This window comes from Amycolatopsis minnesotensis (assembly GCF_039529815.1).
Taxonomy (GTDB): domain Bacteria; phylum Actinomycetota; class Actinomycetes; order Mycobacteriales; family Pseudonocardiaceae; genus Amycolatopsis; species Amycolatopsis minnesotensis.
The window spans coordinates 1-927 of the sequence record NZ_BAAANN010000134.1 but is presented as its reverse complement, the minus strand read 5'-3'; the positions used below and the strand labels follow the sequence as shown (position 1 = coordinate 927).

Genomic DNA, 927 nt, shown 5'->3' with positions numbered 1-927 from the left:
CTGGACCGCGTACCTCAAGGCGAACTACACCGCGGAGTACATGGCCGCGTTGCTGACCTCGGTGGGGGACAACAAGGACAAGTCGGCGATCTACCTGTCCGAGTGCCGCAGGCTCGGCATCAAGGTGCTGCCGCCGGACGTCAACGAGTCCGCCCTGCGCTTCGCCGCCGTCGGCGACGACATCCGCTTCGGCATGGGCGCGGTCCGCAACGTCGGCGCCAACGTCGTCGACTCGGTCATCAAGACCCGCCAGGAAAAGGGCAAGTACTCCTCCTTCACCGACTTCCTCGACAAGTCCGAACTCGTCGCCTGCAACAAACGCGTCGTCGAATCCCTGATCAAAGCCGGCGGGTTCGACTCGCTCGGCAACACCCGCCTGTCGATGATCCAGGTCCACGAAGACGCCGTGGAAGCCGTCGTCCCGCTCAAACGCCAGCAGGCCATGGGCCAGTTCGACCTCTTCGGCGGCAATGACACAGCCACGCCCGCAGGAGAAGACACCGCATCGTCGTCCCCGTTGGCACACCTCAAGTTCGGCGAGGAGGAGTACCCGCGCAAGCAGCTACTCGCCTACGAACGCGAAATGCTCGGCCTCTACGTCTCCGCCCACCCCCTCGACGGCGCCGAACGCATCCTGCGCAAACATGCACCCCGCCCCATCGCCGCCATCCTCGCCGACCCGCCCAAGGAAGGCGAGGTCATCATCTCCGGCCTCATCACCTCCCTCGAACGCCGCGTCAACAAAAAAGGCGAACCCTGGGCCATCTGCACCATCGAAGACATGGACGCCTCCCTCGAAGTCCTGTTCTTCCCCCGCTCCTACGTCCTGTTCGCCGCCGACCTCATCGAAGACAACGCCGTCCTCGCCAAAGGCCGCGTCAACTGGCGCGAGGACAAGATGTCCATCTTCGGCGGCGGACTCGTCCC

Annotated in this window: 1 protein-coding gene; it reads left to right on the top strand. The window is 64.6% G+C overall.

Translation table 11 applies throughout. The features are described from left to right. Positions 1–927, top strand: a 927-nt coding sequence (locus ABD256_RS44170) for a helix-hairpin-helix domain-containing protein (protein WP_344432402.1), incomplete at both ends; no start/stop codon positions are given.